The following is a 26,314-nucleotide window of genomic DNA, read 5'->3' as shown; positions in this document are numbered from 1 at the left end:
TCACGCCGCTCCCACCAGCGGCCGGCCTCCCAGCTCCGTGTCGGCGGGCAACTGACGCCGAATGCGGTCGAGCGCCTCCTCGAAACCGCTCCCGGCGATCCCGGACGCGTAGGCCGCCCCACCGCAGTGCAGTGTCAGACTCAGCTCGGCCCGCCCGGCCGTGCCCTCGGCAGGGCGCTCGCCCAGGGTCAGCAGGCAGCTCAGTGTCGCCTGCTGGACCGTGCCGTCCGAGCTGACCGGAAGCGGGATGTCCCACTCCATGACGCAGGACGACAGGGCTTCGCCCGCCTCCGCCGACTCCAGGACGGCGAAATCCGCCCCTTCATACTCAACTCCCCTTATTCGGGTGCGTACTTGCTGCCCGCCGGCAGTGAGGGTGATCGCTTCCGCCCCCTGGCGGTCCCGGTACCAACCCGCCCATGTATCCGTCGACTCCGCTGTCATGGCGCGGACTGTAGCGGTACGCGATCTTCTGTCGAACCGTGGGTCACCGCTTCCCGCCGTCCCCGGCGACGAGCACGCCGTCCCCGGTGCCCCCGACCGGCACGGCGTCAACTCGTCGGTGGCGCGTTCCTTTTGGTGACGGGCCGCTCAGCCGCCCCCCGGTTCGCGCCACATGGGCCACATGCTCGGCCCGTCCGGAAGGTCGAGGGTGGTCCCCGTGAAGGCGAAGCCCAGCCGCTCGTAGAGCCGGCTGCTGCGTTCGCTGCTCGCCTCCAGATAGGCCGGAACACCCTCGCGGTCGCAGCGCTCCAGGACGGGCTCGATCAGCGCGCGCCCCAGCCCCCGGCCCTGGTGAGCCGGAGAAACCGCGATCATGAGCAGATACTCGTGCGCCCGGTCGTGCGGATGGATCGCACCCATCAGCCGGCCGATCAGCTCCGCTCGTTCGTTGTCCGGATCCGCGACCTCCCGCATCCGGGCCGGGAGGTCGTCCTCCTCCTCGGGCGCGCCCGCCGGCACCTGGAGCCAGAGCGCCATGGCCGTCCCGTCCTCCATGATGTCCACCCGGCCCTCGGCGAGCCCCACATCGACGAACATGCCGAGGAAGCGGCCGTGCACCCTGCGCCGGTGCTCCTCGTCGGGAAACACCCAACTGCTCACCGGGTCGTGCAGGAACGCTTCGTCAAGCAGCCGCACGAGGACCTCCCGGTCCTCCTCTCCCGCCCGTCTGATCCCTCTGCTCATCGCCCGGCCTCCTCCTGGATCGCCAACACCACCGGTGATCCTAAAGTGGACCGGTCGCTCTGCCCCGGTTCATCGAGTACGGCGCGTGACGAATTCCGCCAGGGCCAGCAGATCGCCCGCCGCCGTGAGATCGGGCACCGCCCGGGAGAGCTGGTGGACCGCCCGGGACATCCGGTCGGCGGCCTGGATCTGTGCCCAGTCGCGTCCGCCGGCCTGCTCGACCGCGGCCGCCGCGCGCTGTACCGCGGCGGCGTCCATCGGAGCCTGGTACAGCGCGGCGAGTTCCTCGGCGGCCGGGGTGCCGGACGCCAGGGCCGCGACCACCGGCAACGACTTCTTGTGCGCCGCGAGATCGGCTCCGGCCGGTTTACCCGTGCGGTCGGGGTCTCCCCAGATCCCGATCAGATCATCGATGAGCTGGAAGGACAGTCCCGCCTCCCGGCCGAAGGCGTCCAGGGCGGTGACCTCCTCCTCCCCCGCGCCCGCGTAGAGCGCGCCCAGCGCGCAGGAAGTCCCCAGCAGGGCGCCCGTCTTGGCCGTCGCCATGGCCACGCACTCGTCCAGCGAGACCTCGTGCGGTCCGCGCTGCTCGAAGGCGCAGTCCGCCTGCTGGCCCGCGCACAGCTCGATGACGCACGCCGCGATCCGCGCCGAGGCGGCGGCCGACGCGGGGTGCGGGTCCTCGGCGAGCAGCCGCAGGGCGAGGGCCATCATGGCGTCGCCCGCGATGATGGCGTCCGGGGTGCCGAAGACCGTCCAGGCGGTGGCGCGGTGCCGCCGGGTCGGGTCCTCGTCGATCACATCGTCGTGCAGCAGGGTGAAATTGTGGGCCAGCTCCACGGCGACGGCGGCCCGCACGGCGTGCCGCGGATCCCCTCCGAGCGCCCGCACGGCGGCCAGGACGAGCGCGGGTCTGATCGCCTTGCCGGCCGGCCCGGAGGCCGGGGTGCCGTCGGCGTCCTCCCAGCCGAAGTGGTACATCGAGACCCGGCGTATGGGACCGGGCAACGACTCGACGGCGGATCTCAGCTCGGGATGGACGACGGTGCGGGTGCGCTCCAGGAGAGCCACGGCCTCGTGGCCCTCGGTGGCGGCATCCGTACTGGTCATGGTCACGGTCACTTCCTCTTCCAGCGTGTGTGGGACCGGGATACCGGAACCCGGGTGGGGCGGCCGCCGACTCATGGATCGTCCGGCCGGCCCACCCGGGTCGGTCGCCTCAACTCCAGCGGCCCACTTCGACGTTCTCCAGGACACCGAGCGCGTCCGGCACCAGAACCGCCGCCGAGTAGTAGGCCGTGACCAGATAGGAAATGATCGCCTGCTCGTCGATGCCCATGAAGCGGACCGACAGGCTCGGCTCGATCTCGTCCGGGATCCCGCTCTGCTGGAGCCCGACGACCCCCTGCTCGGCCTCGCCCGTACGCATACAGATGATCGAGGTCGTCCTGGCGTCCGAGATCGGGATCTTGTTGGACGGGAAGATCGGCACACCGCGCCAGGCCGGCACATGGTGGCCCGCGACCTCCACGCTGTCCGGATAGATCCCCCGCTTGTTGCATTCCCGGCCGAAGGCGGCGATGGCCCGCGGGTGCGCGAGGAAGAGCTTCGAGCCACGGCGGCGGGAGAGCAGTTCGTCCATGTCGTCCGGGCTCGGACCGCCGTCGTGCGGCTGGAGCCGCTGCCCGTAGTCGCAGTTGTTCAGCAGACCGAACTCGCGGTTGTTGATCAGCTCGTGCTCCTGGCGCTCGCGCAGCGCCTCGACCGTCAGCCGCAACTGGTGTTCGGTCTGGTTCATCGGCTGGTTGTAAAGGTCCGCGACCCTGCTGTGGACCTTCAGCACCGTCTGGGCGACGCTCAGTTCGTATTCGCGCGGCGCCCCCTCGTAGTCCACGAACGTATGCGGCACGACGGCCTCGCCGACATGGCCCGCGGACAGCTCGATCTCGGCCTCGCCGTACTTGTTGGTCCGCTGGTGCGGCACGAACGCCAGCGACCGCAGATGGTCCCGCAGCGACTCCGAACGGTCCGCGAGGTTCGTCACGTCCTGCCGCGACAGCACCAGCACCGTGCACGCGGTCGCCGCGCGTGCTGTGTAGGCCCAGGTGGCCTCCCCGTCCACCAGCGCCTGGTCACCGAAGTACGCCCCGTCGGCGAGCACTTCGAGCACGGCGTCGTCCCCGTAGGGGCCCGCGCTCACCTTCTCCACCCTGCCGTGCGCGAGCAGGAAGACCTTGTCCGCGGCGTCCCCCGACGCGGCCAGGACCTCGCCCGCCGCGAACTCCCGCTGCTCACAGCGGCGCGCCAGCTCGGCCAGCGCTTCCTCGTCCTCATAGCCGCGCAACGCAGGGATCTCAGCGAGCTCGCCGGGGATGACCGCCACCCGGTCCCCGGTCTGTACGAATGTGACGCGCCCGTCGCCGACCGCGTAGCTGAGCCTGCGGTTCACCCGGTAGGTGCCACCCTGCACTTGGACCCACGGCAGCATCCGCAGCAGCCACCGCGAGGTGATCTCCTGCATCTGCGGTGCCGACTTGGTGGTGGTCGCCAGATTCCGCGCGGCGGCCGTCCCCAGACTCTGCTGGGGCGGCGGCTGCACTGCGCGGACCTCGTCACCAACCGACATGAAGTCTCCCTCTCGATCATGTGCTGACCTGCAAAAGAAAGACTTCCAGCACGGAGAGTGGGAGCGCCATTACACAAATGAGTGGGACTGGATCGCGCGGGACAGGGCACAACACGCGGAAATTCACCCTCACGGGCAAACCGGCACCTCATGGCCCAGAAGCGGCTCGTACGGTGTACGAATCGCCCTGGGCCCTGAGGCACCGGGAGCCTCCGGGCACACACGGCGCACCGCGTCCGACAATGTCCGGGTGACACCCTTCGATGCACGCGATCCCGCCACCCTGCGGCCCCGGCTGCCGTCGCCCCTGCGACCGGTCGGGGACGAGCGTTTCGCCCGCCGTGGGGTGACGCTGCTGCTCAAGCGGGACGATCTGATCCACCCGGAGCTGGCCGGCAACAAATGGCGCAAGCTGGCGCCCAATCTGCGGGCCGCGTCCGACGCCGGCCGGGACACCCTGCTGACCTTCGGCGGCGCCTACTCCAACCACCTCCGCGCGACCGCCGCCGCCGGGCGGCTGCTGGGCTTCGCCACGGTCGGCGTCGTACGGGGCGACGAACTGGCCGGCCGGCCGCTCAATCCGTCGCTCGCCCAGTGCGCGGCCGACGGAATGCGGCTGCGCTTCATGGACCGCGCGACCTACCGCCGCACGTCGGATCCCGCGGTGGTGGCCGCGGTGCTCGACGGGGCCGGGCTGGCGCCCGGCTCCGTCCATGTCGTGCCGGAGGGCGGCAGCAACGCGCTCGCCGTACGGGGCTGCGTGGATCTCGGCCGGGAACTGCGCGGCGCGGCCGGCACCGTCGCCGTCGCCTGCGGCACCGGCGGGACGCTCGCCGGACTCGCCGCAGGACTCGGACCGGATCAGCGGGCGCTCGGTTTCCCGGTGCTCAGGGGCGGCTTCCTGGGGCGGGAGATACAGGACCTCCAGCGCGCGGCGTTCGGCGGCCCCGCGGGCGCCTGGAGTCTCGACGACCGCTTCCACTTCGGCGGCTTCGCCCGTACCCCGCCCGCGCTGAACGCCTTCGCCGAGGACTTCGAGGACCGGCACGGACTTCCGGTGGAACGTCTCTATGTCGCCAAAATGCTGTACGGCCTCACGGCCTTGGCGGAAGAGGGCGCCTTCCCTCCCGGCAGCTCCGTCGCCGCGGTGGTCACCGGCCCGCCGGAGCCGTCCGGGCCGGGGCCGTTCCGCCCCTGATCACTCGGAGCCGTCCTCGCGGTAGGCCGCCGCCTCCTCCAGATCGAGTCTGCGCAGCAGTGTCCGCAGCATCTCGTCGTCGATGCTCCGCCGGTCCCGCAGCTCCACGAACACCTCGCGCTCCGCCTCGATCATCTCCCGGGACAGCCGCCGGTAGGTCTCGTCCGCCGACTCCCCCGTTATCTCGTTGACCGTCCCGAGCCGTTCCCAGACGGCGTTGCGGCGGCGTTCGAGCACCGTCCGCAGCCGCTTCGTCAGTGGTGAGGGCAGTGTGTTCCGTTCGTCGGCCAGCAGCTCGTCCAGCCGTCGTTCCGCCGCCCGGGACGCCTCGCTCTGCGCCTGCGCCTCGGCCAGCGTCTCGGCCTGCCGGTCCCGGCCCGGCACCTTCAGCAGCCGGATCAGCGGCGGCAGGGTGAGGCCCTGCACGACCAGCGTGCCGATCACGGTCGTGAAGGTCAGGAACAGCACGAGATTGCGTCCGGGGAAGGGCCGGCCGTCGGCCATCGCCAGAGGAATGGAGAACGCGATCGCCAGGGACACCACACCGCGCATCCCGGCCCAGCCGACGATCACCGGCGCGGTCCAGTTGGTGTCCGGCTCACGCTCCCTGATCTTCGGGAAGAGGACGCGCGGCAGGAACGTCGCGGGGAAGACCCAGACGAAGCGGACCACCACGACCGCCGCGAAGACCCCGAGCGCGTACACCAGGGCCTCCGCGACGCCGTACTGCCCGAGCCCCTCCAGTACGAACGGGAGTTGGAGCCCGATCAGCGCGAACACCGCCGACTCCAGCACGAACGCGACCATCTTCCACACCGCCGCCTCCTGCAGCCGGGTCGCGAAGTCGACCTGCCAGGCGTGGTGCCCGAGATAGAGGGCCACCACCACGACGGCCAGCACGCCCGACGCGCCGACCTGCTCCGCCACCGCGTAGGCGACGAACGGGATGAGCAGCGAAAGGGTGTTCTGCAGCAGGGCCGCGCCGAGATGGGTGCGCAGCCAGTGCAGCGGCACCATCAGCGCGAGCCCGATGCCGACGCCGCCGAGCGACGCCAGGGCGAACTCCTCGACTCCGCTGCCCCAGCTCGCCTCCGCGCCGGCCGCGGCGGCCAGCGCCACCTTGAACGCGGTGATCGCGGTCGCGTCGTTCACCAGCGACTCGCCCTGGAGGATCGTGGTGATCCGGCTCGGCAGTCCCAGGCTGCGGGCGATGGCCGTCGCCGCCACCGCGTCCGGCGGCGCGACGACGGCGCCCAGCACCAGGGCCATGGTCAGCGGCAGATCGGGCACGAGCAGATACGCGAGGAGACCGACGGCGACGGTGGCGAAGAGGACATACCCCACCGAGAGCAGCGCGATCGGCCGGAAGTTCGCCCGCAGATCGAGGTACGAGCTGTCCATCGCGGCGGTGTAGAGGAGAGGCGGCAGCAGCAGCGGCAGCACGATGTGCGGATCGAGCGTGTAATCCGGCACGCCCGGGATGTACGAGGCGATCAGCCCCGCGGCCACCAGCAGCAGCGGCGCGGCCACCGGTGTCCTGCGGGCCGCCCCGGCGATCGCCGCGCTCCCCGCCACCAGCGCGATCAGCGGCAATACGTCCATCACACTGTCCTCACATGCGTCGTAACCTGGTCATCATGAGCGAGTGCCCACACGTAGCGGAACTGCCGCGCCCCGAGCCCGAACCGCGGGAGGAGACGTGCCCCGAATGCCTCTCGGCCGGGAGTCATCCCGTTCAGTTGCGGCTCTGTCTCGTCTGCGGGCAGGTCGGATGCTGCGAGTCCTCGCCATATCAACACGCCACACAGCATTACAAGGACACGGGCCACGCGGTCATGCGGAGCTTCGAACCGGGCGAGCGCTGGCGCTGGTGCTTCGTGGACGGTTCGATCGTCTGAGGCGTGGGTACGTCAAACCATCAAACCTTCGCCGCTCCCGCGCAATTGGGCACACCCGACCTCTGGCCACTTTCCGTACCCATACGCTTACCATGAGTAATGGACGCCGGGCGGGGGTCCCGGCGACAGGGGACCCTGGATCGCGATAGCGTCGCCAGTCCAGACCGGATACGTACCGACTACGTACCGCAAGGCTCCGGACGCACCCCGTCGGAGCCCTGAAGAGCTTGTGCCACCTTGGAGGTGAGGGTGTCCCAGATCGCAGGCGAGCCCGGGACCCAGGACTTCGTGGAAGTCCGGCTGCCCGCTGCGGGTGCCTATCTGTCCGTGCTGCGTACGGCTACGGCCGGCCTCGCGGCGCGCTTGGACTTCACTCTCGACGAGATCGAGGACCTGCGCATCGCGGTCGACGAGGCCTGCGCGATCCTGCTCCAGCAGGCCGTCCCTGGCTCCGTTCTGAGCTGCGTCTTCCGCCTCATCGAGGACTCGCTCGAAGTGACCGTCTCGGCCCCCACCACCGACGGGCGCGCGCCGGAGCGCGACACCTTCGCCTGGACGGTGCTCTCGGCGCTGGCCGGCAAGGTCGAGTCGACCGTCGCGGAAGACCGTACGGTCACCATCAGCCTCTACAAACAGCGCGGCGCGGGACCCGGGCCGGCGTGAGGAACGGGGACGGTCCGGTGCGTGACGAGGGGCGCATCCCAGGGGAGCCGCAGGGCGGGCACGAGGCTCCGGCGGAGCCGGAGCTCGCCCCGTCGGGCATCCCAGGACAGCAGGCCCGTCCCCACCCGGAGGACGGGCTTGACGGCCAGACGGCCGCGGCGGAGCAGGCAGAGCGGGCGGCCACTATGAGCGAGCAACACCACGATCCACATGACCGCAGCGGGGCGCGGGCGATGTTCATCGAGCTGCGCAAGCTGCCTGACGGTTCGTCCGAACGCGCGGATCTCCGCAATCAGCTCGTGCGGATGCATCTGCCGCTGGTCGAGCATCTCGCCCGAAGGTTCCGCAACAGGGGCGAGCCGCTGGACGATCTGACCCAGGTCGCGACCATCGGCCTGATCAAGTCGGTGGACCGGTTCGATCCGGAGCGCGGGGTCGAGTTCTCGACCTACGCGACACCGACGGTCGTGGGTGAGATCAAGCGGCACTTCCGGGACAAGGGCTGGGCGGTGCGGGTGCCGCGCCGGCTCCAGGAGCTGCGCCTGTCGCTGACGACGGCCACCGCCGAACTCTCCCAGCAGCACGGCCGTTCGCCCACGGTCCATGAGCTGGCCGAGCGGCTGGGCATCTCGGAGGAAGAGGTCCTGGAGGGGCTGGAGTCCGCCAACGCGTACTCCACGCTCTCGCTGGACGTCCCGGACACGGACGACGAGTCCCCGGCCGTCGCGGACACACTGGGCTCGGAGGACGAGGCGCTGGAGGGCGTCGAGTACCGGGAGTCCCTCAAGCCGCTGCTGGAGGATCTGCCGCCGCGAGAGAAGCGGATCCTGCTGCTCCGGTTCTTTGGCAATATGACGCAGTCTCAGATCGCCCAGGAGGTCGGCATCTCCCAGATGCATGTCTCGCGCCTGCTCGCCCGCACGCTGGCGCAGCTCCGCGAGCGGCTGCTGGTGGAGGAGTAGCGGCGCTCGCGGCCGGCCGTACCGGGTCCGGGTCCCGGCCGGTCCGGGACCTACACGCCCGGCCGGTCCTCGCGGTCCCGGCCGCGCATGTTCAGGGCCTCGGTGGTCGCCGGGTTGACCAGCAGGACCAGGCCCGTCACGGTCACCGCCGCGAGCGCGATGCCCACCGGGATCAGCCCGGCCGAGGACTGGAGCAGCGTCCAGGCGACCGGCAGCGCCATGATCTGGGTGATCAGCGCGGGCCCCCGGCTCCAGCCGCGGCGCAGCAGCAGACCGCGGGCGGCCAGCAGGGGGATGACACCGAGCGCGATCAGCGTGAGACCGCCCATCTCCGCCTGCTGCGGGCTGTCGGGCCGCCCGAGCAACCCCATCACCAGCAGATACACACCGCCGGCGAGCAGCGCCAGGGCGTCCAGCCCACAGACGGCGGCCGCCGCGGTCAGGCGCGGAGGGCGCGGGGTGGGTGCGGGTGCTGTCTGCTCGCTGCTGCTCACCCCTGCAGGGTAGCCGCCGTCCCCGGGCGGACGTCGGCGCCCGGGAGCGGGAGAGACCGGCAGCCCGGCAGGGCAGACCCGGTGACTCTCCGTGCGAGGTCACATACCGTGCGGTATGCCACATCGCACCGGGGGCGACCCGCCGGGCCCCGGCCGGTAATCTGCTGGGCATGCGCGCACTCCTCGTGGTCAATCCGGCAGCAACCACCACCAGTGCCCGCACCCGCGACGTTCTCATCCACGCGCTGGCCAGTGAGATGAAGCTGGAGGCGGTGACGACGGAGTACCGCGGGCACGCGCGGGACCTGGGCCGGCGGGCCGCCGATTCCGACGACATCGAGCTGGTCGTCGCCCTCGGCGGGGACGGCACGGTCAACGAGGTCGTGAACGGCCTGCTCCACAAGGGGCCCGATCCCGACCGGCTGCCGCGCCTCGCGGTCGTGCCCGGCGGCTCGACCAATGTCTTCGCGCGCGCGCTCGGTCTGCCCAACGACGCGGTGGAGGCGACGGGCGCGATCCTCGACGCGCTGGCCCGGCGGAGCGAACGTACGGTCGGTCTGGGACTGGCGGGCGGAACTCCCGGCACGGAAGACGAGTCGGTGCCCTCCCGCTGGTTCACCTTCTGCGCGGGCTTCGGCTTCGACGCGGGAGTGGTGGGCCGGGTCGAACAACAGCGGGAGCGCGGGAAGCGGTCGACGCACGCCCTCTATGTGCGCCAGGTGGTACGCCAGTTCCTTCAGGAGCCGCACCGCAGACACGGGGTGATCACTCTGGACCGGCCCGGAGAGGACCCCGTCAAGGGCCTGGTGCTGTCCATAGTCTGCAACACGTCCCCCTGGTCCTACCTGGGCAACAGAGCGCTCTACGCGTCCCCGAGGGCCTCTTTCGACACGGCTCTCGATGTGCTCGGGCTGACCAGTTTGTCTCCTTCGGCCGTTGCGCGTTACGCGACCCAATTGCTCACTTCGACCCCGGATCGGGGCCCTCATGGACGGCACGCGGCGTCACTTCACGATCTGACGGACTTCACCTTGCATTCCAAGGCGCCCCTCCCCTTCCAGATGGACGGCGACCATCTCGGAGTGCGCACGAGCGTGACGTTCACAGGCGTACGCCGTGCACTGCGTGTGATTGTGTGAGTGGAAGGGGCCAAAGTCCTTTCACTCGAACGTTTAGCCTGGCATCCACCCCATGGAAGTACGGCTGTGACCTAGTCGACACCGAGGAATCAAAAAAAACTTTCCGGAAGGGGTTGTATCCGCCGCCGAGGTTTGCGAATCTCTACATGGCGATCGGGACGGCCCGCAGCATCGGCCTCCCTGAGAACCAGAACCCCTCCTCAAACCTAGGACCACACCAGTCCGTCTGGCGGTCGGCCCTTCCCTTGTCGAGGGATTCGTGAAAGCGTTCACATTCACAAGCAATCTGCACGTAATACCAAGAGAGGTAGCAGCCATGGACTGGCGTCACAACGCCGTTTGCCGCGAGGAAGACCCCGAGCTGTTCTTCCCCATCGGCAACACCGGTCCTGCGCTGCTGCAGATCGAGGAAGCCAAGGCCGTCTGCCGTCGCTGCCCCGTCATGGAGCAGTGTCTGCAGTGGGCGCTCGAGTCCGGTCAGGACTCGGGTGTCTGGGGTGGCCTCAGCGAGGACGAGCGCCGCGCTATGAAGCGCCGCGCCGCTCGTAACCGGGCGCGTAACGCGACCGCCTGAAGCCCCCTGCCACGAGCCTGAGCCCGGCGGAGCGTACAGCGTGTACGCATAGCCCCGCCCCCGAACCGCAGCGCGCAGTACCCCCGATGCGCATCGCAAAGTGAGCTTCGAACCGAGCCCCGGACCGTATGTCACGGTCCGGGGCTCGTTGCTGTGCCGGGACCGTGATGTCCCTAGGTGAGCGGCTCCACCGGAATGTCGAGCAGCACCCGGGTGCCGCGCACCGGAGCGGGCACCATGTCGAAGCCGCCGCCCAACTCCCCTTCCACCAGGGTCCGTACGATCTGCAGCCCCAGGTTTCCGGCCCTTCGCGGGTCGAATCCCTCGGGCAGGCCGCACCCGTCGTCCTGAATGGTGATCAGCAGCCGGGCGTCCGAGCGCGTGCCGTCTCCCCGCTTCACCGAGGAACCCCCGCTGCGGACCGCCGAGAGCTCGACCCGGCCCTGCTCTCCCGGCGCGAAGGCGTGTTCCAGCGCGTTCTGGATGATCTCCGCGAGCACCATCGAGAGCGGAGTGGCCACCTCGGCGTCGAGAATGCCGAACCGCCCGGTGCGCCGGCAGCTCACCGTCCCCGGGGAGATCTCGGAGACCATGGACAGCACCCGGTCGGCGATCTCGTCGAAATCCACCCGCTCATCCAGATTCTGGGAGAGCGTCTCATGCACGATCGCGATGGAACCGACGCGCCGCACGGCCTCGTTCAGCGCGTCCCGGCCCTGGGGAGAATCCATGCGCCGGGCCTGGAGCCGCAGCAGCGCCGCGACGGTCTGGAGATTGTTCTTCACCCGGTGGTGGATTTCCCGGATGGTGGCGTCCTTGGTAATCAACTCGCGCTCACGGCGTCGGAGTTCCGTGACATCCCGGAGCAGGACCAGAGAACCGATCCGGGTGCCTTTCGGTTTGAGCGGAATGGCGCGCAATTGAATAACTCCGCCGCTCCCCTCGACCTCGGTCTCACGTGGCGCGTAGCCGCTGGCCAGTTTGATCATCGCCTCGTCCACCGGGCCCCTGGCCGGGGCGAGTTCGTCGGTGGTCTTGCCAAGATGGTGCCCGACCAGGTCGGACGCGAGGCCCAGCCGGTGGTACGCGGAGAGCGCGTTGGGGCTGGCGTACTGAACGACACCGTCGGCGTCGAGCCGGATCAGTCCGTCCCCGACCCGCGGTGAGGCGTCCATGTCGACCTGCTGGCCCGGGAACGGAAAGGAGCCCGCGGCGATCATCTGGGCCAGGTCGGAGGCGGACTGGAGATAGGTCAGCTCCAGCCGGCTGGGCGTACGGACGGTGAGCAGATTGGTGTTGCGCGCGATCACCCCGAGGACCCGGCCCTCGCGGCGCACGGGGATGGACTCGACCCGTACCGGCACCTCTTCGCGCCATTCGGGGTCGCCCTCGCGGACGATCCGGCCCTCGTCGAGCGCGGCGTCGAGCAGTGGCCGCCGGCCGCGCGGGACCAGATGGCCGACCATGTCGTCCTGGTAGGAGGTCGGGCCGGTGTTCGGGCGCATCTGGGCGACGGACACATAGCGCGTGCCGTCCCGGGTGGGCACCCAGAGGACCAGATCGGCGAAGGACAGGTCGGAGAGCAGTTGCCACTCCGAGACCAGCAGATGGAGCCACTCGAGGTCGGATTCGCCGAGGGCGGTGTGCTGGCGGACGAGGTCGTTCATGGAGGGCACACAGGCGAGCGTACCCGCGGTATGAACCAGGGCGAACGGTGGTCTGTCCAGGAGCGGACGGCGGGAAATATGCTCCGCGTACGCATGGACAGGGCCGAATGGTCTAGTCCACAATGGCAAGGTAAAGCCTCCTCCCTCCCCGCACAGGAGGGCGGAACGAGGTACCCGGCGCTCTCTGCCCTGACTGCGCCGAGACCTCCCACACGGCCGGGCGGGACCGCACACCCGTCGGCCGTAGCAACTCCGGGCTGCGGTGCCGGACGGGCTGAGGGTCCCGTCGCGGCGCCGCGGCCCGCGGGTGTTTCCGGGCCCGGCGGTCCGGGCGGCGCGGACACGGAGCCCGCCGGACCGGCCGTTCCCAGCCCTTTCCCTCTTTTCCCGGGACGATCCGGCCACTCTGCTAGATTGGTCTATACCACAAAAGACCCATCATCAGATCGGCAGGCCCAGCGTGGAAGTTGTCATCGTCCAGGACGCAGCGGCAGGCGGCGAGCTCATCGCGGACAGCATCGCCGGCCTGCTGCGCCGCAAGCCCGACGCGCTGCTCGGCGTCGCCACGGGATCGTCCCCGCTGCCCGTCTACCAGGCGCTGACGGCCCGGGTCCGGGCCGGTGACGTGGATGCCTCGGGCGCCCGGATCGCACAGCTCGACGAGTACGTGGGCCTGCCGGCCGGCCACCCGGAGTCGTACCGCTCGGTCGTGCTCCGCGAGGTCGTCGAGCCGCTGGGCCTGAGCGAGAGCTCCTTCATGGGTCCCGACGGCACCGCCGCGGACGTCCAGGAGGCGTGCGAGGCGTACGACCGCGCGCTCGCCGAGGCCGGCGGCGTCGACCTCCAGTTGCTCGGCATCGGTACGGACGGGCACATCGGCTTCAACGAGCCGTGCTCCTCGCTCGCCTCCCGCACCCGGATCAAGACGCTGACGCGCCAGACCCGGGCGGACAACGCGCGCTTCTTCGACAGCCTCGACGAGGTGCCGCACCACGTCATCACCCAGGGCATCGGGACCATCCTGGAGGCCCGGCACCTGGTGCTGCTCGCCACCGGCGAGGGCAAGGCCGAGGCCGTGGCCCAGGCCGTCGAGGGGCCGGTGGCCGCGCTGGTGCCCGCCTCCGCGCTCCAGCTCCACCCGCACGCCACCGTTGTCGTCGACGAGGCCGCCGCCTCCAAGCTGAAGCTCGCGGACTACTTCCGCGACACCTTCGCCGCCAAGCCGCGCTGGCAGGGGATCTGAGGCCGCGGGCGAGCGTCCGCCCGCGGCTACGACAGTGCCGGGCCACCCGCGGGGGTGGCCCGGCACCGTCATGTCCGTCCCGGCCGGGATCCTGTCACCGGCCCGGACTCAGTCCCTGCGGCCGGCGATGACCTCGGCCGCCGCACGACCGCACACCCGGGCGGCGCCGTAGGTCGCGATGTGCAGGGCCCCCCTCGGCTCCGCCTCGTTCACACCCATCTCCACCACGACCGTCTCCGGACGGACGGCCAGCAGCGAGTCCACGGCGTCGGCCATCCAGGGGTGCCGGTGGAGATCGCGTACGACGGCGACGACCGTGCGTCCGCCGGCCGCCGCGAGCACCTTCCCGACCAGGTCGGACGTGTCCGTTCCGGCGATCCCGGCGCTGTTGTACGAGCCGGTCTCCGTGCCGGGGAGGAGCCTCTCCAGCTCCGCCGCCACGCCCCACGGGGTCTCGTCCCCCACGGCGATGTTCGCGACGGGGGTGAAGGCGGCGACATAGGGGGCGTCCCGGAGCGGCTCGGCCCCGCCGGTCACCCGCAGCGCGCGACGGGCCGCGACCAGACCGATCGCGGTGCCGGGCGCGGTCCCCTCCTGTGAAGCCGCGCCCGGCTCCGAAGCCCCCCTGGCCCGAAGCGTCCAGTCGGCGAGACCGCGCACCCGCGCGGCCGCGTCGGCCAGTCGCTCCTCGGGCAGTTCACCGTCCCGTACCGCCGCCACCAGTGCGTCGCGCAGCCGCAGTACGGTCTCCTCGTCCGCCAGGCCGCCGCCGACACAGATGGCGTCGGCGCCCGCGGCGATCGCGAGGACGGAGCCACGCTCGATTCCGTACGTCGAGGCGATGGCCTGCATCTCCATGCCATCGGTGACGATCAGGCCCTCGTAGCCGAGCTCCTCACGCAGCAGACCGGTGAGGATCTGCGGGCTGAGAGTCGCCGGGCGGTTCGGGTCGAGCGCGGGAAGCAGGATATGCGCGCTCATCACGGATTTGGAACCCGCCGCGATCGCCGCTCGGAAAGGCAGCAGGTCACGGGCGTGCACTGTGTCCAAGTCCACGTCGATCCGGGGCATGGAGAGGTGCGAGTCCACGGCGGTGTCGCCATGGCCGGGGAAGTGCTTGGTGCAGGCGGCGACACCGGCGCTCTGCAGCCCCTCGACATAGGCGGCGGTGTGCCGGGCCACCAGCTCCGGGTCGGCGCCGAAGGACCGCACGCCGATAACCGGATTGTCCCGGTTGGAATTGACATCGGCGGACGGGGCCCAGTTGAGGTTGACCCCGCATTCGGCGAGCCGCCGGCCCAGCTCCCGGGCGACGGCCCGGGTGAGATCCAGGTCGTCGACCTCTCCCAGCGCGTAGTTGCCGGGGAAGGAGGAGCCGTGCCGTACCTCCAGGCGGGTGACGTCGCCGCCCTCCTCGTCGATCGCGACCAGGAGATCGCCGCGCTCGGCCCGCAGTCGCTCGGTGAGCGCGGCGAGCTGCTCGGGCGAGTCGATGTTGCGGCCGAACAGGCCGACGGAGGAGAGGCCCTCGCCGATCCGGCGCAGCAGCCAGTCCGGGGCGGTGGTGCCGAGGAAGCCGGGCTGGAGGACCGCGAGCGCGTCGCGGGTGAGGGTGTCCGTACTGGTTACGAGGGTGGTCATCGGCGGTCCTAACCCTTCACCGCGCCGGCCGTCAGACCCGCGGCCATTTTGCGCTGGACGAGGAGGAACAGAATCACGATGGGGACGGCCATCATCGTGGAGCCGGCCATCATCGGAGCGAACTCGGTCCCGTGCTTGGTCGAGAAGTTGGAGAGCCAGACGGTCGCGGTCTGGTTCTGCTGGCTCATCAGCATCAGCGCGTAGAGGTATTCGTTCCACGCCTGGATGAAGCCGTACACGGAGGTGGCGACCATGCCCGGGGCGAGCAGCGGGAAGACCACCCGGATGAAGGCGCTGGTGCGGCTGCAGCCGTCGACCATCGCCGCCTCCTCCAGCTCCTTCGGGATGTTGACGATGAAGCCCCGGAGGGTCCACACGGTGAAGGGCAGGATGAAGGTCAGATAGGTGATGACCAGGCCGGACAGCCTGTCGTACTGGCCGAGGTCGTTCAGCAGCAGGAAGACCGGGATGATCATGGCGACCAGCGGGACCATCTGGACCGCGAGGATGCCGACGATCACGATCTTCCGGCCGCGGAAGGCGAATCGGGAGATGGCCAGCGCGGCCAGCAGGCCGACCGCGATGCCGATGACCACCACGACGGACGAGACCAGCAGCGAGCGGCCGACCGGGCCCCAGAAGTCGGCGATGTCCAGCGCCCGGCGGAAGTTCTCCAGGGTGAACGTCCCGGGGAAGAAGCGGGGGTTCGGGTCGATCGCGTCCCTGGCCGGTTTGAACGCCGTGTTGAGCATCCAGTAGACGGGAAAGCCGACGACGACAAAGACGAGCAGGCCGATGAGGTTCCAGCCGAGCTTGCTCTTCTTGGGGCGGCTGCGGACGGCGGTGGCGGCGGGAGCCGCGGTCGTCGTGGTCACTCCACCTCTCCGATCTTGAGCATCTGGCGCATGTAGACCGCGATCACGCCCAGCAGGAGGAGGACGGTGATGAGCGCGATCGCGGAGCCCTGGGAGTAGTCGTTGACCACGAACGCCTTGTCGTACGAGTACGTGGTGAGGAGCTGGAACTCGGCTTCCGGGTGGCCGTTGCGCATCACGAACACCTGCGGGAAGACGCCCATGTCCCAGATCACCGAGAGGGTCGCCAGCATCACGATGATGGGCTTGAGGATCGGCATGGTGACATGGCGGAAGACGCCCCAGGCTCCGGCGCCGTCGAGGCGGGCCGCCTCTTCGAGCTCCTTGGGGACCTGGGTGAGACCGGCGGTGAGGGTGATGGCGACGAACGGGACGGCGCCCCAGACCACCAGCAGCATGATCACGGCAAGGCCCTGGGGGCCGCTCGCGAACCAGTTGTGGCCGATCAGGTCGACGCCGGGGATTCTGCTGAGCACCCAGTTGAGGACGCCGTAGTCCGAGTCGAACATCCACTTGAAGATGGTGATGGCGACCAGGACGGGCATGCCCCAGCTCGCCACCAGGGCTATGTTGATCAGCGTCTTCACCCAGCCGGAGACCCGCTGCTGGAGGAGGGCGATCAGCATGCCGAGCACCATGGTGAGGACGACGGCCCCGGCGGCGAAGACGATCGTACGGACGACCACCGCCCAGAACTCGCCGTCGCCGAGGACATGGGTGAAGTTGTCGAGGCCCACGGACTCCGCGGGCTGGAAGCCCCAGAGCTGGGGCTGTCCGAACTTCTGGAACGACAGGGTGACCAGCCGCACCAGCGGGTAGCCGAGCACCAGGGCGAGAACGGCCAGACAGGGCGCCAGCAGCAGCCAGGGCACCGAACCCCCGCCCGCGCCGGGCTTCTTGGCCGGTCTGCCCGGGCCGCCCGGTCCCGCGCCCGATTGTGGATCGCGCCGCGCCGGCGGCACCTTGACGGTGGTTGTCTCTACGGCACTCATCGCGCGCTCCTCAGCGGTCCCTCTCCTGGTGCGGGCCAGGCGGGGCCCCGTCCGGCCGACGGAACCCCGCCCTCAGGTCACTTGGTGTTGATGACCTTGTCGATCGCGGCGTCCGCTTCCTTCGCGGCGTCCGCGACCGACTTCTTGCCGGTGGCGATGGACTGCAGCATCGTCTGCAGCACCTGGGCCTTCTCGACCTGGCCCCAGCCCGGTGCCATCGGGACGAACCAGCTCGACTCGGCCGCCGTGGCCGGGACCGCCGTCGCCGGGTCGCTCTTCAGGCTGGCGAGGTCGGTCTTGTTGTTCGGCAGGTTGCCCTTGCCGATCAGGCCCTTCTGGCCCTGGCTGCCGGTGAAGGCGTTGATCCACTCGGCCGCGGTGGCCTGCGCCTTGGACTTGACCGGGACGGCGAGGTCGGAACCGCCGAGGAAGACGGGCATGTTCTTGCCCGACGGGCCGGGCATCACGAAGTTCTCCAGATTGCCCTTGAGCTTGCCCGTCTTGTCGACCTTCGGGTCCTCGGTCGAGGCACCCTCCCAGGCCGCGCCGAAGATCATGCCGGCGTTGCCCTGGCCGTAGACGATGTAACGGTCGGACTCGTCCTTGGTCTTGTCGCCCTTCATGTACGTGTCGAGGACCTTCTTGTAGTCGCCCAGGCCCTTGAGGGATTCGGGAGAGGAGAGGTTGGCCTTGAACGCGCCGCCCTCCTCCTTGGCGATGGAGCCGCCGGCGTCGTACACGAAGGACATGGCCGCGTACCAGTCACGGGACGGCTGGTACCAGGCGCTGAACTTGCCGCCCTTCTTCGCCTGGATCTTGTCGAGGGCGCCGGTCAGCTCGGCGTAGGTCTTCGGGACGGCCGTGACCCCGGCCTCCTTGGCCACGTCCTTGCGCCAGTTGGCCACACGGCCACCGGCGTAGTACGGCACACCGTAGGTCTTGCCCTCGTAGGTCACCGACGACTTCAGGCCGTCGAGCCACGCCTCGGAGTTGTCGAACTTGGCCGGGTCGATCTCGGCGAAGGCGCCCTTCACGGTGTAACCGAGCATCTCGGTGTTGCCCATTTCGACAACGTCGGGGGCCTTGTCCGTCGCGAGGACGGCGTCAAGCTTGGCGTTCTTGTCCGGCCAGCCGTAGTACTCGTGCTTGATCTTGATACCGGGGTGCTTCTTGGCGACCGCGTCGTCAGCGGCCTTCACCAGCTCCGGCCAGTTGTTCTGGGCATCGACCGTCAGCCATACGGTGAGCTCCTTGACGGACTCGGCACCGGCCGATCCGCCCTTGTTGTCCTCGGAGCCACACGCCGCGATGCCGACCAACATGCCCGCGACGCCGACCGCCGCGATGAGCTTGCGCTTCACGCCACCCTCCTCAGGGATTCCTGCAACCCCCCGCCCACCGCGAAGACTTACGACGAGTACTGCTGGGGCTGGGACCTGGTCTTTAATGGTTTAGACCAGTACGGGGAGCTTGGCCTAGACCTTTAGGGGTGTCAAGGGTGTATAAGAAGGGCAGTCGTGTCCGTTATCGGACCGACACCTGAGGGAGGGCGACGACCCGTGACCGGACCGTGCCACCATGTGAGCCGCGACAGACGGAGGAGCCGGTGACGGCAGCAGCGCAGGAGTCGGGAAGGCAGGCCATGGCCACGGACGGGGGCGGTACGGAGACCGAGGGCGGCGCCACGACCCGCACCGCGCGCGTGCCCAAGTACTACCGGTTGAAGCGGCACTTGCTCGAGATGACGGACACCCTGCCGCCCGGCACGCCGGTACCTCCGGAGCGTACGCTCGCCGCCGAGTTCGACACCTCGCGCACCACCGTACGCCAGGCGCTCCAGGAACTGGTCGTCGAAGGCCGGCTGGAACGCATCCAGGGCAAGGGCACCTTCGTCGCCAAGCCCAAGGTCTCCCAGGCCCTCCAACTCACCTCGTACACCGAGGACATGAGGGCCCAGGGACTCGAACCGACCTCGCAGCTCCTCGACATCGGCTATGTCACGGCGGACGACACACTGGCCGGGCTGCTCGACATCACCGCCGGCGGACGCGTGCTGCGCATCGAGCGGCTGCGGCTGGCCAGTGGCGAGCCGATGGCCATCGAGACCACGCACCTGTCGGCGAAACGCTTCCCCGCGCTGCGCCGTTCGCTCGTCAAGTACACCTCCCTCTACACGGCGCTGGCCGAGGTGTACAACGTGCATCTGGCCGAGGCCGAGGAGACCATCGAGACCTCGCTGGCCACACCGCGCGAGGCCGGGCTGCTGGGCACCGATGTCGGCCTGCCGATGCTGATGCTCTCGCGGCACTCTCTCGACGCGGCCGGCGAACCGGTGGAGTGGGTGCGTTCGGTGTACCGCGGCGACCGCTACAAGTTCGTGGCGCGGCTGAAGCGCCCGACACCCTGACAACGGCGGCGGCGGTCCGTCCGGACGGAAAACAGAAACGGACGGACCGTCAAGAACCGCGCCTCCGGGCCCGGTTCCGGATATCGCGCCTCTTATATGCCCGCCACATACCGTTGCCGTACCGATATGCGGACGGGGGGTGACGGTGGGCGAAAGCCACCCCTAGATTACCTGCGCATTACGACAGGCGATCAGTGAGGGGACGGAGCCGCCGTATGTCAGAAGTTCCGGAAGAGAAACCGCCCACGGTCACACCCATGCGAGTGGTCATCGGCCTCTGCCTGCTCGCGCCGTTCGTGGCGATGCTCTGGGTGAGTTCGTACGCGAAGGTCGAGCCGACGTTCATCGGCATCCCGTTCTTCTACTGGTACCAGATGGCCTGGGTACTGATCTCGACCGCACTGACCCTGATCGCCCATCAGCTCTGGCAGCGCGACCAGCGCTCCCGCAAGGGAGGTGTGTCGCGATGAACGGCGGCGTGAACGGCGTGGCACTCGCCGTCTTCATCTTCTTCTTCGTGGCCGTCACCGCCATGGGCTTTCTGGCCGCGCGCTGGCGCAAGGCCGAGAACGAACACAGCCTGGACGAATGGGGCCTGGGCGGACGGTCGTTCGGCACCTGGGTCACCTGGTTCCTGCTCGGCGGCGACCTCTACACGGCGTACACCTTCGTCGCCGTGCCCGCGGCGATCTACGCGGCGGGCGCGTCCGGCTTCTTCGCCGTGCCGTACACCATTCTCGTCTATCCGCTGATCTTCACCTTCCTGCCGCGTCTGTGGTCGGTGTCGCACAAGCACGGCTATGTGACCACATCGGACTTCGTGCGCGGGCGGTTCGGCTCGAAGGGGCTCTCGCTGGCGGTCGCCGTCACCGGGATCCTCGCCACGATGCCGTACATCGCGCTTCAGCTCGTCGGGATCCAGGCGGTGCTGGACGTGATGGGCGTCGGCGGCGGCAAGGACACCAACTGGTTCATCAAGGACCTGCCGCTGCTGATCGCCTTCGGTGTGCTCGCCGCGTACACCTATTCCTCGGGCCTGCGGGCGCCGGCGCTGATCGCGTTTGTGAAGGACACCCTGATCTACATCGTGATCGCGGTGGCCATCATCTACATCCCGATCAAGCTCGGCGGTTTCGACGACATCTTCCAGGCGGCGGGCGACAAGTACACGGAAGCCAAGGCCGGCGGCGTGGTGCCGCCCGCGGCCGGACAGTGGACATACGCCACGCTCGCGCTCGGCTCGGCCCTCGCGCTCTTCATGTATCCGCACTCCATCACGGCCACGCTCTCCAGCCGCAGCCGTGAGGTGATCCGGCGCAACACCACGATCCTGCCGCTGTACTCACTGATGCTGGGCCTGCTGGCGCTGCTCGGTTTTATGGCGATCGCGGCCGGGATCAAGGTGGACAACGGCCAGCTCGCGATCCCCCAGCTCTTCGAGACGATGTTCCCGGACTGGTTCGCGGGCGTGGCCTTCGCGGCGATCGGTATCGGCGCGCTGGTGCCGGCCGCCATCATGTCGATCGCGGCGGCGAACCTCTTCACCCGCAATATCTACCGGGACTTCATCAAGCCGGACGCGACACCGGCGCAGGAGACCAAGGTGTCGAAGCTGGTCTCGCTGCTGGTGAAGGTCGGCGCGCTGGTCTTTGTGCTGAGCATGGACAAGACCGTCGCGATCAACTTCCAGCTCCTGGGCGGGATCTGGATACTCCAGACGATGCCCGCGCTGGTCGGCGGGCTGTTCACCCGGTGGTTCCACCGCTGGGCGCTGCTCGCCGGATGGGCGGTCGGCATGGTGTACGGCACGGCCGCGGCCTATGGCGTGGCCAGCCCCACCCAGGCGCACTTCGGGGGGTCCTCCAAGGAGATCCCCGGCCTCGGGGAGATCGGCTACATCGGCCTCACGGCGTTTGTGCTCAATGTGGTGATCACGGTGGTGCTGACCTTCGTCCTGAGGGCGTTCAAGGCGCCCGAGGGCATCGACGAGACCAGTCCCTCCGACTACACGGCCGACGCCGGGGACCCGGGCGTGCAGGTCGAGCTGCCGCCCGCCACGGCGGCCGACCCGGACCCGGTGCACTGACCGGCCCCGCTGACACAGCGCTGTCGGCGCTGTCCGACACGTGCCTGTCCGACGCGGCGCTGTCCGACACGTGTTTGTCCGACACATGGCGCCTTCGGGCCTGACGGGCCGCCGGAACACCTCCGGCGGCCCGTCCGCCGTTCGGCGCACCCATTCCTTGAGCTGCCCGGTCTCCAGCGTGATCCCCACCGGTCCGGGAAGCGTGACCTGCCTGCCGAACGGAACCGTACGAGCGCTCTCGTAACGCACCCCGTCCGGCTCGTCACCGGGACACCTCCTCGCGCCGACGACGACGGCGGAGCCGACCGACGCCCGACGGCAAGAGCACCGGGACACAAGATGTGGGGGGTGCGTTCCGAGCAAGGCCCCACATGTATGCTCGTGCTCGCTGTCGACACAGGGGAATCCGGTGCGAATCCGGAACTGTCCCGCAACGGTGTGCTGTGGTGTGCTTTGCCATACCCGCGAGTCCGGTCACCTGCCGACGGCGCGTCCGGTTCGACCGAACCGGACGCCGAGACGTCCGGGCCCCGAGGCTGGGCCGGTGGACGCCGCACGCCGTGCTGACCCGAGTCGGGTCGTACGGGGGTGCGCGCCTCCGCTTTCCCGCCGACCGGCCCAGAGCCGAGCGAGGGAGAGCATCACGTGACCATCGCGCCAGCCGATCCGGCTTCAGGCAGCTACGAGATCACCGCGCGGGCGGCCGACGGACCGGGGACCGCCCTGCTGCGGACCCTGACGGAGCTGACCGCCGATCTGCCCGACACCGACCCCGGCAGAGTCGCCGCCGCCGCGCTGCGGGGCCGCAACGCCCGCTCGGACGAGGCGGAGTTGCGCGGACTCGCCACCGAGGCCGCCGCGGGACTGATCTCCGAGGACCCGGCCTACTCCCGTCTCGCCGCCCGGCTGCTGGCCCGCGCCATCGCGGACGAGGCGGCGGGCCAGGGCGCCGTGTCGTTCTCCGCGTCCGTCGCCGTCGGCCACCGCGAGGGCCTGATCGCCGACCGGACCGCCGGTTTTGTGACACTCAACGCGGCTCGCCTCGACGGGCTGATCGACCCGGCCGCCGACGACCGCTTCGGCTACTTCGGACTGCGGACGCTCTACAGCCGCTATCTGCTCCGCCACCCGATCACCCGTCAGGTGATCGAGACACCGCAGCACTTCATGCTCCGGGTCGCCTCCGGCCTCGCCGAGGAGGCCGCGCCCGGTTCTGCGGCGGCCGCCCACGCGCTGGACGAGGTCGCCGCGCTCTACGGTCTGATGAGCCGGCTGGACTACCTGCCGTCGTCGCCGACGCTCTTCAACTCCGGCACCCGTCATCCGCAGATGTCCTCCTGCTATCTGCTGGACTCCCCGCTGGACGAGCTGGACTCGATCTACGAGCGGTACCACCAGGTCGCCCGGCTCTCGAAGCACGCCGGCGGCATCGGCATCCCGTACTCCCGGGTCCGCTCGCGCGGCTCGCTGATCCGTGGCACCAACGGGCACTCCAACGGCATCGTCCCGTTCCTGCGGACCCTCGACTCCTCGGTCGCCGCCGTCAATCAGGGCGGCCGGCGCAAGGGCGCGGCCTGTGTCTATCTGGAGACCTGGCACGCGGACCTGGAGGAGTTCCTGGAACTGCGGGACAACACCGGTGAGGAGGCCAGGCGTACGCACAATCTGAATCTCGCGCACTGGATCCCCGACGAGTTCATGCGCCGGGTCGAGGCGGACGGCGACTGGTCGCTGTTCTCGCCCGCCGATGTGCCCGAGCTGGTCGACCTCTGGGGCGACGACTTCGACGCGGCGTACCGGAAGGCCGAGGCGGAGGGCCTGGCCCGGAAGACGATTCCGGCCCGCGAGCTGTACGGCCGGATGATGCGCACCCTCGCCCAGACCGGCAACGGCTGGATGACCTTCAAGGACGCGTCGAACCGTACGGCCAACCAGACGGCCGAGCCCGGCAGCGTCGTGCACTCCTCCAACCTCTGCACGGAGATCCTGGAGGTCACGGACGACGGCGAGACGGCCGTCTGCAACCTCGGCTCGGTCAACCTCGGCGCGTTCGTGCTGGCCTCCGGCGATCTCGACTGGGCGCGGCTGGACGAGACCGTCCGTACGGCCGTGACCTTCCTCGACCGGGTCGTGGACATCAACTTCTACCCGACCGAGCAGGCGGGCCGCTCCAACGCCAAATGGCGCCCGGTGGGCCTCGGGGTGATGGGCCTCCAGGACGTCTTCTTCAAGAAGCGGCTGCCCTTCGACTCCGCCGAGGCCGCCGCGCTCTCCACCCGGATCGCCGAGCGGATCATGCTCGCCGCGTACGAGGCGTCCTGCGACCTCGCCGAACGGAACGGCCCGCTGCCCGCCTGGTCCCGGACGCGCGCCGCACGCGGAGTGCTGCACCCGGACCACTACGACGTGGAGCTGAACTGGCCGGAGCGCTGGGCCGCGCTGCGCGCCCGGGTCGCCACCACCGGTATGCGCAACTCCCTGCTGCTGGCGATCGCGCCGACGGCGACCATCGCCTCGATCGCGGGCGTCTACGAGTGCATCGAGCCGCAGGTCTCCAACCTCTTCAAGCGCGAGACGCTCTCCGGCGAGTTCCTCCAGGTCAACTCGTATCTGGTGGCGGAGCTGAAGCGGCTCGGCGTCTGGGACGCGCAGACGCGCGAGGCGCTGCGCGAGTCCAACGGCTCGGTGGCGGGCTTCACCTGGGTCCCGGCGGAGGTCCGTGAGCTGTACCGGACGGCGTGGGAGATCCCGCAGCGCGGACTGATCGACATGGCGGCGGCCCGCACGCCGTTCCTCGACCAGAGCCAGTCGCTGAACCTGTTCCTGGAGACGCCGACCATCGGAAAGCTCAGCTCGATGTACGCGTACGCCTGGAAGAAGGGCCTCAAGACGACGTACTACCTGCGTTCGCGCCCCGCGACCCGGATCGCGCGCGCGGCGGGCGGCGGCAGCGCGCCGGCCACGGCCGTCTCCCCCGGCCCCGGGCCGGCGGCGGTCCCCGTCCAGCAGCCCGGCCCGATGGCGCCCGACGCGGACGCCATCGCCTGCTCCCTGGAAAACCCCGAGTCCTGCGAGGCATGTCAGTGATGAGTTCCGACGACAAGAACACCAAGAACCTGCTCGACCCGGGATTCGAGCTGACGCTCCGGCCGATGCGTTATCCGGACTTCTACGAGCGCTACCGCGACGCGATCAAGAACACCTGGACGGTGGAGGAGGTCGACCTCCACTCGGACGTCGCCGACCTCGCCAAGCTCTCCCCCGGTGAGCAGCACATGATCGGCCGGCTGGTGGCGTTCTTCGCGACGGGCGACTCGATCGTGGCGAACAACCTGGTGCTGACGCTCTACAAGCACATCAACTCTCCCGAGGCGCGGCTCTATCTCTCCCGCCAGCTCTTCGAGGAGGCCGTGCACGTCCAGTTCTATCTGACGCTGCTGGACACCTATCTGCCCGATCCCGAGGACCGCGCGGCGGCCTTCGACGCCGTGGAGAACATCCCGTCGATCCGCGAGAAGGCGCAGTTCTGCTTCCGCTGGATGGACTCGGTCGAGCAGATCGACCGGCTGGAGTCACAGGCGGACCGGCGGCGCTTCCTGCTGAATCTGATCTGTTTCGCGGCCTGTATCGAGGGGCTCTTCTTCTACGGCGCCTTCGCGTACGTCTACTGGTTCCGCTCGCGCGGCCTGCTGCACGGCCTGGCCACCGGCACCAACTGGGTCTTCCGCGACGAGACGATGCATATGAACTTCGCCTTCGAGGTCGTCGACACCGTACGCAAGGAGGAGCCGGAGCTGTTCGACGACGCCCTTCAGCAGCAGGTCACGGACATGCTGAAGGAAGCCGTCGAGGCGGAGCTGCAGTTCGGCCGCGATCTGTGCGGGGACGGGCTGCCCGGCATGAACACCGACTCGATGCGCGAGTACCTCCAGTGCGTCGCCGACCAGCGCCTGCAGCGGCTGGGCTTCGCCCCGGTGTACGGCTCGGAGAATCCGTTCTCCTTCATGGAGCTCCAGGGCGTCCAGGAGCTGACGAACTTCTTCGAGCGGCGCCCGTCGGCGTATCAGGTCGCGGTCGAGGGGACGGTCGGCTTCGACGACGACTTCTAGTTCCGGGAGCGGACCGGCCCGGGAGAGGGCTCGCGACCGGGCGGACCGAACCAGGAATGGAGGGGCTGCCGGCACACACGTGCCGGTAGTCTCTCCGGACCGAACCCGAGCGATCTGCGAGCGAACAGTGATCCGAGACCTGTACAACGTCCGGTTGCAGCCCGTGGAGGGCGGTCTCACTCCGCTGACCGAGGAGGAGGAACAGCGCATGCGCGCCGTGCTGTTCAGCGAACTCGGCAACAAAATCGCCGACCGGGGCTGGGCACGGTTCCCCGCGTACACGCCGGAGGAGCGCCGCCGACTGATCGATGTCGCGCACCGCCTCAGCGCCTACTGGGGTCAGCGGGTATTCGTCGAGGCCGTGGACCAGTGCGCCATGAGGCTCTATCTCCATGGACACGGGGCCCCGTCGGCGGAACCGCTGCCGCCGCACGCGTAGGACGTCGGCGTGATCCCCGTTCGTGGACCACGGCCGGCGATCTGCCGCAGGACATGAGGTGAGGCCGCGGGCCAGGGAGGACTGGACCCCCCCCACAACCAAAAAAAGTCGGG

24 protein-coding genes, 1 pseudogene and 1 riboswitch are annotated in these 26,314 nt (G+C 69.4%); of the genes and pseudogenes, 13 read left to right on the top strand and 12 right to left on the bottom strand.

Annotated elements, in window-relative coordinates; translation table 11 throughout:
- The 4 genes from ABZ707_RS14395 to ABZ707_RS14380 form a co-directional block, all read right to left on the bottom strand.
- A complete protein-coding gene (locus ABZ707_RS14395; RefSeq protein WP_360173150.1) occupies positions 1 to 444 on the bottom strand; it encodes a DUF6304 family protein in 444 nt (147 codons plus the stop codon).
- A 147-nt stretch (positions 445 to 591) separates the two neighbouring features.
- On the bottom strand, positions 592 to 1,188 hold the full coding sequence (locus tag ABZ707_RS14390; RefSeq protein WP_360173147.1) for a GNAT family N-acetyltransferase: 597 nt from the start codon (positions 1,186 to 1,188) through the stop codon (positions 592 to 594).
- 69 nt (positions 1,189 to 1,257) lie between these two features.
- Positions 1,258 to 2,298 (bottom strand): family 2 encapsulin nanocompartment cargo protein polyprenyl transferase, encoded by a 1,041-nt coding sequence (locus tag ABZ707_RS14385; protein WP_360173145.1) that lies wholly within the window; start codon positions 2,296 to 2,298, stop codon positions 1,258 to 1,260.
- 109 nt (positions 2,299 to 2,407) lie between these two features.
- A complete protein-coding gene (locus tag ABZ707_RS14380; protein WP_360173142.1) occupies positions 2,408 to 3,814 on the bottom strand; it encodes a family 2B encapsulin nanocompartment shell protein in 1,407 nt (468 codons plus the stop codon).
- A gap of 250 nt (positions 3,815 to 4,064) precedes the next feature.
- Here ABZ707_RS14380 and ABZ707_RS14375 point away from each other — a divergent pair, with 250 nt between their 5' ends.
- Positions 4,065 to 5,012 carry a pyridoxal-phosphate dependent enzyme gene (locus tag ABZ707_RS14375; RefSeq protein WP_360173139.1) on the top strand — a complete coding sequence of 316 codons (948 nt, stop codon included), beginning with the start codon at positions 4,065 to 4,067 and terminating at the stop codon, positions 5,010 to 5,012.
- On the opposite strand, the gene ABZ707_RS14370 is transcribed toward ABZ707_RS14375, so the two are convergent.
- Positions 5,013 to 6,614: a Na+/H+ antiporter gene (locus ABZ707_RS14370; RefSeq protein WP_360173137.1), complete on the bottom strand. Its 1,602-nt coding sequence runs from the start codon at positions 6,612 to 6,614 to the stop codon at positions 5,013 to 5,015.
- Positions 6,615 to 6,649: 35 nt separating this feature from the next.
- On the opposite strand from ABZ707_RS14370, the gene ABZ707_RS14365 reads away from it, so the two are divergent.
- The 3 genes from ABZ707_RS14365 (at position 6,650) to ABZ707_RS14355 (ending at position 8,535) form a co-directional block, all read left to right on the top strand.
- Entirely contained in the window at positions 6,650 to 6,910 is a 261-nt protein-coding gene (locus ABZ707_RS14365) for a UBP-type zinc finger domain-containing protein (protein WP_360173134.1), read from the top strand.
- Between the two features lie 249 nt (positions 6,911 to 7,159).
- Complete coding sequence (locus ABZ707_RS14360) at positions 7,160 to 7,573, top strand: anti-sigma regulatory factor (protein ID WP_319680839.1); 414 nt, start codon at positions 7,160 to 7,162, stop codon at positions 7,571 to 7,573.
- Positions 7,574 to 7,608: 35 nt separating this feature from the next.
- On the top strand, positions 7,609 to 8,535 hold the full coding sequence (locus tag ABZ707_RS14355; RefSeq protein ID WP_360173855.1) for an RNA polymerase sigma factor SigF: 927 nt from the start codon (positions 7,609 to 7,611) through the stop codon (positions 8,533 to 8,535).
- Between the two features lie 50 nt (positions 8,536 to 8,585).
- Here ABZ707_RS14355 and ABZ707_RS14350 read toward each other — a convergent pair whose 3' ends face one another.
- Positions 8,586 to 9,029 carry a hypothetical protein gene (locus ABZ707_RS14350; protein ID WP_360173130.1) on the bottom strand — a complete coding sequence of 148 codons (444 nt, stop codon included), beginning with the start codon at positions 9,027 to 9,029 and terminating at the stop codon, positions 8,586 to 8,588.
- Positions 9,030 to 9,199: 170 nt separating this feature from the next.
- Between ABZ707_RS14350 and ABZ707_RS14345 the strand changes: the two genes are divergently transcribed.
- Entirely contained in the window at positions 9,200 to 10,168 is a 969-nt protein-coding gene (locus ABZ707_RS14345; protein ID WP_360173127.1) for a diacylglycerol kinase family protein, read from the top strand.
- A 316-nt stretch (positions 10,169 to 10,484) separates the two neighbouring features.
- Positions 10,485 to 10,742, top strand: coding sequence for a WhiB family transcriptional regulator (locus ABZ707_RS14340; protein WP_004937597.1), 258 nt, complete (start codon positions 10,485 to 10,487; stop codon positions 10,740 to 10,742).
- 173 nt (positions 10,743 to 10,915) lie between these two features.
- Here the strand turns inward: ABZ707_RS14340 and ABZ707_RS14335 are convergent, their stop codons facing one another.
- A complete protein-coding gene (locus ABZ707_RS14335) occupies positions 10,916 to 12,409 on the bottom strand; it encodes a PAS domain-containing sensor histidine kinase (protein WP_360173852.1) in 1,494 nt (497 codons plus the stop codon).
- A 460-nt stretch (positions 12,410 to 12,869) separates the two neighbouring features.
- Here ABZ707_RS14335 and nagB point away from each other — a divergent pair, with 460 nt between their 5' ends.
- A complete protein-coding gene (gene nagB / locus ABZ707_RS14330) occupies positions 12,870 to 13,652 on the top strand; it encodes a glucosamine-6-phosphate deaminase (protein ID WP_360173123.1) in 783 nt (260 codons plus the stop codon).
- Between the two features lie 108 nt (positions 13,653 to 13,760).
- Here the strand turns inward: nagB and ABZ707_RS14325 are convergent, their stop codons facing one another.
- From ABZ707_RS14325 to ABZ707_RS14310, 4 genes are all read right to left on the bottom strand, one after another.
- Complete coding sequence (locus ABZ707_RS14325; RefSeq protein ID WP_360173120.1) at positions 13,761 to 15,293, bottom strand: glycoside hydrolase family 3 protein; 1,533 nt, start codon at positions 15,291 to 15,293, stop codon at positions 13,761 to 13,763.
- 8 nt (positions 15,294 to 15,301) lie between these two features.
- Positions 15,302 to 16,168: a carbohydrate ABC transporter permease gene (locus tag ABZ707_RS14320; protein WP_360173117.1), complete on the bottom strand. Its 867-nt coding sequence runs from the start codon at positions 16,166 to 16,168 to the stop codon at positions 15,302 to 15,304.
- Positions 16,165 to 17,160 (bottom strand): sugar ABC transporter permease, encoded by a 996-nt coding sequence (locus tag ABZ707_RS14315; protein ID WP_360173114.1) that lies wholly within the window; start codon positions 17,158 to 17,160, stop codon positions 16,165 to 16,167. The genes ABZ707_RS14320 and ABZ707_RS14315 overlap by 4 nt, the downstream gene beginning before the upstream one ends.
- Before the next feature lie 77 nt (positions 17,161 to 17,237).
- The gene (locus tag ABZ707_RS14310; protein WP_360173111.1) at positions 17,238 to 18,521 is read right to left on the bottom strand and encodes an extracellular solute-binding protein; all 1,284 of its coding nucleotides are present in this window, start codon (positions 18,519 to 18,521) and stop codon (positions 17,238 to 17,240) included.
- A gap of 281 nt (positions 18,522 to 18,802) precedes the next feature.
- On the opposite strand from ABZ707_RS14310, the gene ABZ707_RS14305 reads away from it, so the two are divergent.
- From ABZ707_RS14305 to mctP, 3 genes are all read left to right on the top strand, one after another.
- Entirely contained in the window at positions 18,803 to 19,567 is a 765-nt protein-coding gene (locus ABZ707_RS14305; protein ID WP_360173849.1) for a GntR family transcriptional regulator, read from the top strand.
- 215 nt (positions 19,568 to 19,782) lie between these two features.
- Entirely contained in the window at positions 19,783 to 20,037 is a 255-nt protein-coding gene (locus ABZ707_RS14300) for a DUF3311 domain-containing protein (RefSeq protein ID WP_360173108.1), read from the top strand.
- Complete coding sequence (mctP, locus tag ABZ707_RS14295; RefSeq protein WP_360173105.1) at positions 20,034 to 21,653, top strand: monocarboxylate uptake permease MctP; 1,620 nt, start codon at positions 20,034 to 20,036, stop codon at positions 21,651 to 21,653. The genes ABZ707_RS14300 and mctP overlap by 4 nt, the downstream gene beginning before the upstream one ends.
- Positions 21,654 to 21,797: 144 nt before the next feature.
- On the opposite strand, the pseudogene ABZ707_RS14290 reads toward mctP, so the two are convergent.
- A pseudogene (locus ABZ707_RS14290) lies at positions 21,798 to 21,911 on the bottom strand (Uma2 family endonuclease); the annotation flags it as partial.
- A 100-nt stretch (positions 21,912 to 22,011) separates the two neighbouring features.
- Positions 22,012 to 22,154: riboswitch (cobalamin riboswitch) on the top strand.
- 144 nt (positions 22,155 to 22,298) lie between these two features.
- Here ABZ707_RS14290 and ABZ707_RS14285 point away from each other — a divergent pair.
- The 3 genes from ABZ707_RS14285 to ABZ707_RS14275 all read left to right on the top strand — a co-directional run bounded on the left by ABZ707_RS14285 (position 22,299) and on the right by ABZ707_RS14275 (position 26,201).
- Positions 22,299 to 24,740, top strand: coding sequence for a ribonucleoside-diphosphate reductase subunit alpha (locus ABZ707_RS14285; RefSeq protein ID WP_360173102.1), 2,442 nt, complete (start codon positions 22,299 to 22,301; stop codon positions 24,738 to 24,740).
- Positions 24,740 to 25,762: a ribonucleotide-diphosphate reductase subunit beta gene (locus ABZ707_RS14280; RefSeq protein WP_319680828.1), complete on the top strand. Its 1,023-nt coding sequence runs from the start codon at positions 24,740 to 24,742 to the stop codon at positions 25,760 to 25,762. The genes ABZ707_RS14285 and ABZ707_RS14280 overlap by 1 nt, the downstream gene beginning before the upstream one ends.
- Positions 25,763 to 25,925: 163 nt before the next feature.
- Positions 25,926 to 26,201: a hypothetical protein gene (locus tag ABZ707_RS14275; protein ID WP_360173846.1), complete on the top strand. Its 276-nt coding sequence runs from the start codon at positions 25,926 to 25,928 to the stop codon at positions 26,199 to 26,201.
- The last annotated feature ends 113 nt before the right edge of the window (positions 26,202 to 26,314 follow it).

Origin of the sequence: Streptomyces sp. NPDC006923 (assembly GCF_040635655.1) — a bacterium.
Lineage (GTDB): Bacteria > Actinomycetota > Actinomycetes > Streptomycetales > Streptomycetaceae > Streptomyces.
This window is presented reverse-complemented; position numbering and strand designations above follow the sequence as displayed.

What these genes read in the sequence shown, in the direction of transcription:
- ABZ707_RS14395 (WP_360173150.1), bottom strand. Translation starts at nt 444, where the DNA reads ATGACAGCGGAGTCGACGGATACATGGGCGGGTTGGTACCGGGACCGC.
- ABZ707_RS14390 (WP_360173147.1), bottom strand. Translation starts at nt 1,188, where the DNA reads ATGAGCAGAGGGATCAGACGGGCGGGAGAGGAGGACCGGGAGGTCCTC.
- ABZ707_RS14385 (WP_360173145.1), bottom strand. Translation starts at nt 2,298, where the DNA reads ATGACCAGTACGGATGCCGCCACCGAGGGCCACGAGGCCGTGGCTCTC.
- ABZ707_RS14380 (WP_360173142.1), bottom strand. Translation starts at nt 3,814, where the DNA reads ATGTCGGTTGGTGACGAGGTCCGCGCAGTGCAGCCGCCGCCCCAGCAG.
- ABZ707_RS14370 (WP_360173137.1), bottom strand. Translation starts at nt 6,614, where the DNA reads ATGGACGTATTGCCGCTGATCGCGCTGGTGGCGGGGAGCGCGGCGATC.
- ABZ707_RS14365 (WP_360173134.1), top strand. Translation starts at nt 6,650, where the DNA reads ATGAGCGAGTGCCCACACGTAGCGGAACTGCCGCGCCCCGAGCCCGAA.
- ABZ707_RS14345 (WP_360173127.1), top strand. Translation starts at nt 9,200, where the DNA reads ATGCGCGCACTCCTCGTGGTCAATCCGGCAGCAACCACCACCAGTGCC.
- ABZ707_RS14340 (WP_004937597.1), top strand. Translation starts at nt 10,485, where the DNA reads ATGGACTGGCGTCACAACGCCGTTTGCCGCGAGGAAGACCCCGAGCTG.
- ABZ707_RS14335 (WP_360173852.1), bottom strand. Translation starts at nt 12,409, where the DNA reads ATGAACGACCTCGTCCGCCAGCACACCGCCCTCGGCGAATCCGACCTC.
- ABZ707_RS14325 (WP_360173120.1), bottom strand. Translation starts at nt 15,293, where the DNA reads ATGACCACCCTCGTAACCAGTACGGACACCCTCACCCGCGACGCGCTC.
- ABZ707_RS14315 (WP_360173114.1), bottom strand. Translation starts at nt 17,160, where the DNA reads ATGAGTGCCGTAGAGACAACCACCGTCAAGGTGCCGCCGGCGCGGCGC.
- ABZ707_RS14305 (WP_360173849.1), top strand. Translation starts at nt 18,803, where the DNA reads ATGGCCACGGACGGGGGCGGTACGGAGACCGAGGGCGGCGCCACGACC.
- ABZ707_RS14300 (WP_360173108.1), top strand. Translation starts at nt 19,783, where the DNA reads ATGTCAGAAGTTCCGGAAGAGAAACCGCCCACGGTCACACCCATGCGA.
- mctP (WP_360173105.1), top strand. Translation starts at nt 20,034, where the DNA reads ATGAACGGCGGCGTGAACGGCGTGGCACTCGCCGTCTTCATCTTCTTC.
- ABZ707_RS14280 (WP_319680828.1), top strand. Translation starts at nt 24,740, where the DNA reads ATGAGTTCCGACGACAAGAACACCAAGAACCTGCTCGACCCGGGATTC.